General features: G+C 44.6%; 9 protein-coding genes and 1 pseudogene. 6 read left to right on the forward strand and 4 right to left on the reverse strand.

The window, feature by feature from the left end:
• Positions 1-622: 622 nt before the first annotated feature.
• From O9324_RS19655 to O9324_RS19665, 3 genes and pseudogenes are all read left to right on the forward strand, one after another.
• Positions 623-846: pseudogene (locus O9324_RS19655) on the forward strand (hypothetical protein); the annotation flags it as partial.
• A 99-nt stretch (positions 847-945) separates the two neighbouring features.
• Positions 946-2,649 carry a GTPase HflX gene (hflX, locus tag O9324_RS19660; protein WP_288141077.1) on the forward strand — a complete coding sequence of 568 codons (1,704 nt, stop codon included), beginning with the start codon at positions 946-948 and terminating at the stop codon, positions 2,647-2,649.
• Between the two features lie 507 nt (positions 2,650-3,156).
• Positions 3,157-3,333, forward strand: a complete 177-nt coding sequence (locus tag O9324_RS19665) for a hypothetical protein (protein ID WP_288141078.1) — start codon at positions 3,157-3,159, stop codon at positions 3,331-3,333.
• Between the two features lie 130 nt (positions 3,334-3,463).
• Here the strand turns inward: O9324_RS19665 and O9324_RS19670 are convergent, their stop codons facing one another.
• Entirely contained in the window at positions 3,464-4,576 is a 1,113-nt protein-coding gene (locus O9324_RS19670) for a DegT/DnrJ/EryC1/StrS family aminotransferase (protein ID WP_288141079.1), read from the reverse strand.
• 127 nt (positions 4,577-4,703) lie between these two features.
• Between O9324_RS19670 and O9324_RS19675 the strand changes: the two genes are divergently transcribed.
• Positions 4,704-5,480, forward strand: a complete 777-nt coding sequence (locus O9324_RS19675; RefSeq protein WP_288141080.1) for an ABC transporter permease — start codon at positions 4,704-4,706, stop codon at positions 5,478-5,480.
• Between the two features lie 95 nt (positions 5,481-5,575).
• Here O9324_RS19675 and O9324_RS19680 read toward each other — a convergent pair whose 3' ends face one another.
• The gene (locus tag O9324_RS19680; RefSeq protein WP_012265625.1) at positions 5,576-6,592 is read right to left on the reverse strand and encodes a type I glyceraldehyde-3-phosphate dehydrogenase; all 1,017 of its coding nucleotides are present in this window, start codon (positions 6,590-6,592) and stop codon (positions 5,576-5,578) included.
• 407 nt (positions 6,593-6,999) lie between these two features.
• Here O9324_RS19680 and murC point away from each other — a divergent pair, with 407 nt between their 5' ends.
• A complete protein-coding gene (gene murC, locus O9324_RS19685; protein WP_287628216.1) occupies positions 7,000-8,427 on the forward strand; it encodes a UDP-N-acetylmuramate--L-alanine ligase in 1,428 nt (475 codons plus the stop codon).
• Positions 8,428-8,835: 408 nt separating this feature from the next.
• The gene (gene murB, locus O9324_RS19690; protein WP_287628217.1) at positions 8,836-9,714 is read left to right on the forward strand and encodes a UDP-N-acetylmuramate dehydrogenase; all 879 of its coding nucleotides are present in this window, start codon (positions 8,836-8,838) and stop codon (positions 9,712-9,714) included.
• A 186-nt stretch (positions 9,715-9,900) separates the two neighbouring features.
• Here murB and O9324_RS19695 read toward each other — a convergent pair whose 3' ends face one another.
• Positions 9,901-10,446: a hypothetical protein gene (locus tag O9324_RS19695; protein WP_002789223.1), complete on the reverse strand. Its 546-nt coding sequence runs from the start codon at positions 10,444-10,446 to the stop codon at positions 9,901-9,903.
• A gap of 29 nt (positions 10,447-10,475) precedes the next feature.
• Positions 10,476-10,922 carry a Tse2 family ADP-ribosyltransferase toxin gene (locus O9324_RS19700; protein WP_288141081.1) on the reverse strand — a complete coding sequence of 149 codons (447 nt, stop codon included), beginning with the start codon at positions 10,920-10,922 and terminating at the stop codon, positions 10,476-10,478.
• Positions 10,923-11,084: the final 162 nt, after the last annotated feature.

Below are 11,084 nucleotides of genomic sequence, written 5' to 3' on the forward strand. Positions count from 1 at the left end.
AAATCCTTATCTGGCAACGTTTTTAGTCGATTTCTCGGAAATACATAGCTGAAAATTTTTAAAAACGTCGTGCTTTGCTTACCTTATAAGGGATTAAAGGTAGCAAAAAAAGAATTAGATTCGGAGAATGAAACAGCCCTAGGGCAAGGGGGGGGGTAGGGGAGAATAAATAATCAGTTTTTAATAACCAGATTTAGGATCAGCATTTGCTTGGCTAATTCCAGAGCGGCGATCACCAGGTATCTTCTCACAGTAGAGAAATGGTCTAGAAATACCCCTAATGAATCATCCGTCTCAAGATAGTCAAGTAGGGTTTTCTATGGTTACAAAATTATGTCAACAATAATAAATTGGCGGCTGTTCCCCGTCAGATAAGGGTGGAAGGTGATGGGATATGAACCTTCGTATTCTCTCAAAAAGTCAAGGTATATATTTGATTGGCTATTGATACAAACACTGGAGAAGTTATTGGTTTTTATCTAGGGTGTGCTGAATAAATCTAAAAACCTTGTTGGGTAAGACTTTTAGACTTTTTGTCAATCAAAAAGTACCGGACTGGGAGTGATCAGAGGTAAAATTCCGGGACTTTTTCCCTGAAAATTAGGTAACTGACTACCTCAAAATCGGTAAAACCCTAGGGTTGGGGGGGCCACACCCTGCCCCCACCAACAAACTTTTTCAGCAGACCCTAAATAATACTTTTCGACAACGGGTTTTCCGGTTAGTGAGAGAGAGTCTATCGTTCTCTAAAAAAATGGAGAATCTCCTTGGGGAACCCTTTGGTATTTTATCCATGACTACAATGGCCAAGAAAGTAAAGCGTTAAGCCATCATCGCTACTTCTGAATCAGCAGCAAATTAGGTTACACTTCATCTTGATGAGAAACGCTGTCAAGGAGCAGCGAGTCTCATAATCGCTACAATAAATAATAGATAAAATCCTAATTGCGAGGAAAGCCTATCGATACCATCTTCGGCAATACCCAAGGACTGAAAGCTAGTCAGATGAAACAGCTACAAAGGCTGTACCATGAACGCTTGCCTATCGATACTCTCACCACCCCAGAATTCGCCCAAAGACTGGCGGCCATCAGTACCGATATTCATCAACCCCTCTGCACCTATATCAACCGTCGCGGCCAGGTAATTCGTGTGGGAGTGGGAACCCCCCGACAAACCCAATTTTCTCTCTTGGAACTACCCCGCTACGGTTCCGAACGTCTTTGCGGAATTCGTTGCATCGCCACGGAACTCAAGCAGGAACCGCCAAAAGAATCCAGTTTAACCGCCATGGCTCTGCAAAGATTAGACGCACTGGTGATTTTAACCCTAACCGGCACAGGCATGATCCGTCGCGGTGGTGGGGCGACCGGTTATGTGGAGCAAGTCTATCTGGCGCATCTCATACCACAAAGTCAAACAAATGTCAATAGTAATATATACTGGTCTGTCTCCCCGCCCTTAAATCTAGAGGATTTAAGCAAACAGGACTTTTTAGAGTTAGTGGAAGGACTAGAGGCGGAGTTTCAGCGAGAATTTACGGCTATAACCGTTGATACAGCCGAAGATCGGGTGCTATTGGTTGGTTTAATGACCGACGATATGAGCGATCGCCAGTTTGAGGACGGTTTAAGGGAATTAGAGCGTTTAGTTGACACCGCCGGGGGTAAAGTTTTGCAAGTCACCCGACAAAAACGGGATCATCCCCATCCTCAAACAGTGATCGGTTCGGGAAAAGTGGCAGAAATCGCCCTACAGGTGCAAACTTCGGGGGCTAATTTAGTTGTATTCAATCGCGACCTTTCTCCCGCCCAAATTCGCAATCTAGAGAACCAAATCGGGGTGAGAGTGGTCGATCGCACCGAGGTAATCCTGGATATTTTCGCCCAACGGGCCCAATCGCAAGCGGGTAAACTACAGGTAGAATTAGCCCAATTAGAATACACTTTACCCCGTCTCACGGGGCGCGGATTAGCCATGTCGAGATTAGGGGGAGGAATTGGCACTCGCGGACCGGGGGAGACAAAATTAGAAACAGAACGCCGAACTATTCAACGTCGTTTATCCCGTCTCCAGGATGAGGTGGATCAACTGCAAGCTCATCGTTCCCGTTTACGCAAACAAAGGCAAAAACAAGATGTAGCCAGTGTAGCGATCGTCGGTTACACCAATGCGGGAAAATCTACTTTAATTAATGCTCTCACCGCTGCCGAAGTTTATACCGCCGATCAACTGTTTGCTACCCTCGATCCCACCACCCGACGCTTAACTATTACCGATCCCCTCACCCAAGCGTCTCACACCCTGTTACTAACCGATACGGTGGGTTTTATCCACGAATTACCCCCCTCGCTGGTGGATGCTTTTCGGGCAACTTTAGAGGAAGTAACGGAAGCAGAAGCATTACTCCATCTGGTGGATCTCTCCCATCCAGCTTGGGAAAGTCAGATTGCCTCGGTGTTAAAAATCCTCTCGCAGATGCCGATTCAAACCGGTCCGATGTTAATGGTGTTTAATAAGTTGGATCAGGTAAAAAGCGACGATTTGGAAATAGCGAAGGAAAAATATCCCCAAGCTGTTTTTATCTCGGCTATTCGTCGCCTCGGATTGGAAACTTTAAAACAAAAGTTAATCGATTTAACTGCTTAATTAGGGTTTGCTGAAAAAGTACGGGCGAAGCATTCGGATAGAAAATCTATGGTTTCAGCGATAGGTTATGCCCGAATGCTTCGCCCCTACAGGACGCGGGCTGATGAATCAGAGCCTTGCGATCGCCAATAAAAATGCCAGGTTTTTGAAGAGGGCGAACGCAATTCGCCCCTACGATCATATTATCGCGCCAATGGTAGGGGCGCACCGTGGTCTCGCGCTTAGAAATTAATTGAATGGAAACACATAAATAGTTGATTTATGTTCAGGATTTAGGGGGCAAAACTCAGTTTTCATCTCAAAGTTGCTGGCGAAATAACCGGAAACCCTTATTTTCTCGTTGGGGACTGTCCTTGAAAATTGAATATAAATACTATAATTATGTTCAAAAATCATCCTTCCAGGGGGTTGTCATCTGCTGGTAGAGCGATTAATATAGAAACAGATGAGTGAGGTAAACCCAATCTCAAGCCAACTACTTTTTTCTTAATTAGGAGTATAATTCCAATGTCCCAACTTCAAATTACTGATTTGGTTCTTGTCAATTCAGAATACGATCAAGTTCAAGATATTACAGAATACGATTACCGAAATATCATGGGCGGATGCGGAGAAGGTAAAGTCGAAATCAAAACAGAAAAGAAACCAGACGGTACGACGGTAGTAACTATTACCATCACATAGAAGTAACGACTACTATACCATCAATTGAGATGCACCCAAATTGTCCCCCCTTGATCAGGGGGGAATCTGACAATTTTTAACACCTACCTACATAATTCATAATTCATAATTCATAATTCCCACTGATAACTCAGGAACTATGCAAACAATCTTTCAGCGCATAGGCTACCTGTTGTTGTTCCTCGCAGCTTAAATCGGGGAACATAGGCAAAGATAACACTTTTTCACTGGCCAATTCAGCCATGGGTAAATCACCTTTTTTATAGCCTAAATACTGATAAACCGGCTGTAAATGTAGGGGAATCGGATAATAAACCATGGATAGGACATCTTTTTCCTGCAAAGCTGCCCGAATTTGGTCACGATTTTCCGTTAGGATTGTGTACTGATTCCAAACGTGCTTACCTCCGGCTAAAGCGGTAGGTAAAGTGATATTAGGCAAAGGTTGCAGTAATTCTCGATAACGTTGGGCAATCTCGATCCGTTGATTATTCCAAAAATCGAGATATTTCAGCTTAATTTGCAAAATAACCGCTTGAATGGCATCTAAGCGGCTATTGACACCGATTACCTCATGAAAATAACGCACCTTGCTCCCATGTTCTTTAATCATGCGAATTTGTGCCGCTAACTCGGGGTTATTGGTGGTAATTGCGCCACCATCGCCACAACCGCCTAAATTTTTGGTGGGAAAGAAGCTAAAACAGCCAATATCGCCGATACTCCCCACTTTCTGCCCATGCCATTCTGCTCCCGTTGCCTGAGCGCAATCCTCAATTACAAATAAATCATGGGAACGAGCCAAATTTACCACCTCAGACATATTGACAGATTGCCCAAAAAGGTGTACGGGGATAATCGCTTTAGTCTGGGGAGTAAGCGCTTTTTCCAACAGTGCCACATCGAGGTTAAAAGTATTAATATCGATATCGACAAAAACCGGCACTGCTCCGACTAAATTAATCGCTTCGGCGGTGGCAATAAACGAAAAAGTGGAAGTAATTACTTCATCCCCCGCTTGAATACCGAGGGAGCGCAGTGCCAGATAAAGGGCATCGGTTCCCGAATTACAGGCAACACAATCGCTAACACCGTGATAGAGGGCAAATTGTCGTTCTAATTCGCTCACAGCTTCACCGCCAATATAGCGCCCAGAACGGAGAATTTCTAAAACGGCATGGTTAGCTTCTTCGCTGATGACTTGGTATTGACGGGATAAATCGACGGGGGGAATTTTACTCACGCGCTTTCACTCAAAATTAGAGACTAATCGGGATTTGTTGGGGAAAAAAAGGAATAATTAGTCAAAAATAATTATAAACTTGCTATCTATAGATGAAGTATTGTTGTAATTTGTTTCTTTTATTTTTATGGATGGATTAGTAGAACTAAATCTGGTGGATTTGGGTTGGGCTTTGGGGATGATGGGTATTTGTTTAATCCTCTCCCGTTGGTCAAATTTAGCCCTAGAGGGACAATTATTATTGGCGACTGGTCGATCGATCCTGCAATTATTAGTGGTAGGCTACGTTATCGCCGTTATTTTTTCCCTGGATAATCCTCTAGCTGTGCTGGGGATTTTGGCAGTGATGATGACTATTGCGACTATTGTTGCTAAAAATCGCATTGATAGCCGGGATAAAGGCTTATTACCGCTAGTTTTCGGCTCTTTATTGATTAGTAGCTGTCTAACTTTAGGTTATGCGATCGCTTTAATTATTCAACCAGAACAATGGTACTCACCCCAATACTTAATTCCCTTGACAGGGATGGTGTTAGGGCAAGCGATGAATAGTGCCTCTTTAGCCGGGGAAAGATTAAGCAGTGCGATTAAAAGTCACCGTTTAGAAATCGAAACCCATCTTTGTTTGGGGGCAACCCCTCAACAAGCGATCGCAGATTATCAAAAAGCGGCGATTCGAGCTAGTTTAATCCCCACCCTCAATCAGATGATGGTGGTGGGTTTAGTCAGTTTACCCGGAATGTTCACCGGACAGGTATTGGCAGGAAGTGAACCTTTAAACGCCGCTTCCTACCAGATACTGATCCTGTTTATGATTGCCCTAGCTAACCTAATCACCGCTCAATTGGTGACAGAGGGAATCTATCGGCGCTTTTTTAGTGAGAATTTATCACTTATCAGTTAACAGTTAGTCAGTTATCAGTTATCACTAACCACTAACCACTCCTGACTCCTAATTAACGCCCACTGTTCACTGATTACTGTTTACTGATAACTGATTTAGCCTTTCCACTTGCTGGCGACGACTTCAGCGAGATCAACCACGCGTTGGGAGTAACCCCATTCGTTATCGTACCAAGCGATAACTTTCACCATATCGCCACCCATCACCATCGTTAGACTAGCATCGATGATCGAGGAGGCATCAACACCGCGATAATCAGAGGAAACGAGGGGTAAATCATTATATTCGAGAATTCCTTTCAAAGAATTTTCCGCAGCTTCTTTGAGAACTTCGTTTACCTGTTCCGCGATCGTGCTTTTTTCCACTTGCGCGACTAAATCCACTACAGAAACGTTAGGAGTGGGTACACGCAGGGCGATACCGTTAAGTTTCCCTTTCATTTCGGGGATAACTAAGGCTACAGCTTTGGCAGCACCGGTGGAGGTGGGAACGATGTTAACGGCAGCGGCGCGAGCGCGACGGAGATCCCGGTGACTAGCATCGAGAATGCGTTGATCACCAGTGTAACTGTGGGTGGTGGTCATCGTCCCTTTGATGATGCCGAAGTTTTCGTGAATCACTTTGACGACAGGAGCAAGACAGTTGGTGGTACAACTGGCATTGCTGATGACATTGTATTTATCGTGTTCGTATTCGTGAGCGTTGACACCGACGACATAGGTTCCCACACCCGAACCTTTACCCGGTGCGGTAATGAGGACTTTTTTAGCTCCTGCGACAATATGCTTAGAAGCGCCCTCTTCATCGACGAAAACACCGGTAGCTTCGATCACTAGATCTACACCCCATTCTGCCCAGGGCAGATTGAGGGGATTGCGATCGGAATAACATTTAATGGTTTTACCGTTAACAATTAAAGAATTATCATCGGCATCGATATTAGCGTTAAGTTTGCCTAACATCGAGTCATATTTGAGCAGGTGAGCGTTACTCCGGGGATCGGATGTATCATTGATCCCCACTACCTCCAAGCCACTATTAGTCCGTCCTAACCAACATCTTAGGAAATTACGTCCAATCCGTCCGAAACCATTGATCGCTACTCTAATCACTGCTGCTTGCCCTCTACCTTTTAGTGCAATACATAAAAAAATAATTAATGTTCCCAATCATACCTTAAAGGTTGAACTTTACGATCCCGATCGAAAATAATTTATTACATCACCATTCAGGAGTCGGGAGATAGGAGACAGGAGACTCCGAGACGGGAGACAGGAGACTATTTTTATTTATTCTCCCCACCTCCCCAACCCCCCCGATGTCGGGGGGGTTGGGGGGGTCACACCCCACACCCCAAAAAAAGGGAATTGGGAGAAAAAATTTTAATTCTGCGTCAAGGATGTTGCAAGGTGACTGGGCAACACTTGGGAATTCTGCTCAAATGCCCCTATCATGAGGTTGACTTTACTACCGATCGAGTTTAAAACTTATATAATTGTGGGTCTGAGGAGTGAAAAAAGTGAAAAAAGTTAATTTTAACGGCCAACCTTTCCATTTTATCGGTATTGGCGGTATTGGGATGTCAGCCCTCGCTTATATCTTAGCCAAGCGCAATTTACCTGTGTCTGGCTCCGATTTACGTCCTACTCATATCACCCAACGGCTACAGGGAGCGGGAGCGCACATTTTCCACCGTCAAGAGGCAAATAATTTAGCTTTATTTCATTCTCCCGGCCCTCAAAACAGTAGCCAAACAGTTCCGCAAGTAATCTGCTCCACGGCGATTAATGACCATAACAAGGAATATCGAGCGGCCAGAGACTTAGGATACCCAATTTTTCACCGTAGCGACGTTTTAGCGGCTTTAATCGCTGATTACGACAGTATCGCCGTTGCTGGAACCCACGGAAAAACCACCACTAGCAGCTTAATCGGTTACGTTTTGTTAGAAGCGGGATTAGACCCCACGATCATTGTCGGTGGTGAGGTGGACGCTTGGGAAGGTAACGCTCGTCTTGGTCAAGGTCGTTTTTTAGTGGCCGAGGCCGATGAGTCCGATGGTTCCTTAACCAAGCACGCCCCAAAAATCGGCGTAATCACTAATATTGAGCTAGATCACCCGGATCATTACCAGAATTTAAGCGAAGTTATCGATACTTTCCATGAATTTGCCCATCAGTGCCAGATTTTAGTCGCTTGTTTAGATTGTGACACGATCGCCGAGCATTTCCGTCCGACAATTAGTTATAGTCTCGATCCCGAAAAAGGTGCGGATTACACCGTCAGCGAGATTATCTATGAACAGGGAATGATGAAAGCTTCCGTCTGGGAAAAAGGCAGTTATCTGGGACAAATGGAAGTGAAAATCCCGGGGCAACATAATATTAGTAATGCTTTGGCAGTGGTTGCTATCGGACGTTATCTCGGTTTAGAATTTGCTGTTATTGCCGATGCGATCGCTACTTTTGCCGGGGCAAAACGCCGTTTTGAACACAAGGGAGAAGCAAATGGCATTACTTTTATTGATGATTATGCCCACCATCCTAGCGAATTGTTAGCCACTTTAGCGGCGGCAAAATTGAAGGTAGAAGGCAAACAGTACCAACGTTCGATCGCTATTTTCCAACCCCATCGCTACAGTCGCACCACTACCTTTTTAGAGGAATTTGGCTCCGCTTTCAGTTCCGCCGATGTGGTAGTCTTAACGGATATTTATAGTGCCGGGGAAGTGAATATCAATCACGTCACCGGGCAGCAAGTGGCTGAACAGGTGAAAAAACACCATAAAAACGCCTACTATCACCCCGAATTGAGTTCTTTAGGTCAATTCCTGTTAGAAATTCTCCAACCCGGCGATTTAGCTCTGTTCCTCGGCGCTGGCAATCTCAATCAAGTTATTCCCGAAATGCTCTCTCTTTACTGCGAACAATTAGCAGTTAGAGTATAGATTCAGTTATCAGTTATCAGTGATCAGTTATCAGTTATCAGATTTGAGTTTTTAAGTGAGCAGTATTAAATAGGGTTTGCTGAATAAATGTGAAATGTAGGCAAGGTAGGGGTTTTGTGGCTTTTCTTGCGAAACAGGTGTAAGATTTTGAGAGAATCGTCGTTCAAAACCTTGCGTCTTCATCGGCCCGCGTCCTGTAGGGGCGAAGCATTCGGGCAATAACCTATCGGTGAAACCGCAGATTTTCTATCCGAATGCTTCGCCCGTACTTTTTCAGCAGACCCTAAATAAGTAACATGATCGTTGGGTTTCATGCTTCAACCCAACCTACGTTCTGCTCCCCATCTCCCCAACCCCCAAGTTATAATTCATAATTCATAATTTATAATTTCCAACCCCTAAAACCCTATGATTAAATCCTCTGTTTCTCTAGCTGATTTCACTTCCTACCGGGTGGGGGGAAGAGCGCAATGGTATGCCGAACCAGTTAATCTAGAGGAATTAAGAGAAGTGTTCGCTTGGTGGCAATCGCAAGGGTTGCCCTTGACTGTTTTGGGGGCTGGTTCAAATTTACTAATCAGCGATCGAGGTTTACCCGGACTTGTCCTCAATACTCGTCATCTGCGATCGAGTTGTTTTGATGCCGAAACTGCTACGATTACAGCAGCGGCGGGGGAACCCCTGCCGAAAATAGCTTGGAGAGCGGCAAAACGGGGCTGGAGAGGCTTAGAATGGGCAGTGGGTATCCCCGGTACGGTGGGGGGTGCTGTGGTGATGAATGCGGGGGCGCATACCTCCTGTGTGGCGGATCGATTAGTGCGGGCGCTGGTATTAAATCCCGATGGTCAGTTAGAAACTTTAAGCAAAGAAGATTTAAATTATAGTTATCGCAGTTCTTCTCTGCAAGGGGATCAACGTTTAGTTATCGAAGCCACATTTCAGTTAGAAGCTACCGATAATAGCGAGGAAATAATGGCAATTACTACCCATAATTTACGCCATCGCAAAAGTACCCAACCCTATGATCGTCCTAGTTGTGGTAGTGTTTTCCGCAATCCTAAACCACAATATGCTGGGGCTTTAATTGAAGAAATGGGATTAAAAGGTTATCAAATTGGTGGGGCGCAAGTATCAGAATTACACGCTAATTTTATCCTGAATATTGGTTCAGCAAAAGCCTCGGATATTCTGCGTTTAATTCGTCATGTGCAGGAACAAGTGTTCGATCGCTGGTCCCTCTGGTTAGAACCAGAAGTGAAAGTTTTAGGGGAATTTGACGGGATTTAACTATTTTTCTCGATAACGGTTGAACTCAGCCACGATGGGATCGAGTGCGACGGCAAATATTTTTATAATCCTCTAGCATGGTGCGTTCCCCAAAAATCTATTGGTGGAGCAGTAGGAGCCACATTAGGGAACGCACCCTACAGCGATGGGGATCGTACTGACAGTGGGCGCAGTGTAACGGTCTAGTTATGCCGTCTTCGCTTGTGAAGTTAACTTAAGCAGTTCATTAAGCTTATTTTTTAAGTTTTGGGATGCCATAAGCGGATTGTAAACTTCTCCTGCGTAGGGTTGCCAAACATAACTAGAACTAAAGGGGCGCAATACTGACAATATTCCTAGCTCTTGTTCGAGTGGTTTTGCTAAAACCAGTCCTGGGATAGATAAGTTAGATGATTCTTCGATAAGCTCGCTGTAAGTTCTAAATTCATCGACTTCAACACCAACCAGTGCATAACGGAATGGGGGAGCAAATCGTAGGGACTGATATAGTAAGATACCTAACTCTGTCATTGAATATGCACTTTCAGGGCTGTCTATTCCCACTTCGCTAAGATTACTTGGTGAAACACGACACCACCAATTTTCTTCTATGTCTTGGAATATATCTGTGTGACACTGGCAATGGCGACCAGTTGACAGCAACCATGATACTCCCTCAAAATGCTGAGCAAATTTATGGGCGTTGCTCTCATCCGAACCACATTCTGCCGATAGACTAAATATCCATGCCATTTTGATAGCCTCCCATTGTGTGTATGCCACTAATCAACCTTTTCCCAATATTTTTGGGTGTTTGCCAATGCTGCCTCGTATTTTTCTAGAGCCATTGTAACTCTTGGCATGATGCTAACGTGAGTTGGGCTATCTTGGACAGCCTGTAAATCCCCTGTGATATGGCTATCGTCAATTTGCCATAAAGGGTCTTTGCCAGTTCCACCAAAACTGGCAGGTTTGCGAAATGCTGGTAAACCTTCAATGGATAGGGCAACAGACATTCCCTTTGTGTCCCTAATGGCAACCGTTACAAGAGCGCCATGGAACTTACGCTGTGGCTCTGGTAACAAATAGCTTTGTTCATCTAGGCAACCTACTGGCATTTGCTGAATGTTTATATCGATATTAGGTCTAACCCCTAATAATCTGGCACTACGACCAATTTTGGGTCTGTTGTTTTGCTCTGCCATGCCACGATAGTAGAGTTTCGCCATCACCCACTACTTGTATTTTACATTAGGGGTCGAGAAAATCGTCACCGACCTCCCCTCCCATTCAGAACCGTGCATGAGACTTTCACCTCACACGGCTCCTAGTTTGATTGTTCCCTTGTTAAGGATACAGCTTGACTTCTTTTGGTTTGGTCTAGTATTATC

This window comes from Microcystis sp. LE19-84.1B (genome assembly GCF_027531875.1).
GTDB classification, from domain to species: domain Bacteria; phylum Cyanobacteriota; class Cyanobacteriia; order Cyanobacteriales; family Microcystaceae; genus Microcystis; species Microcystis panniformis.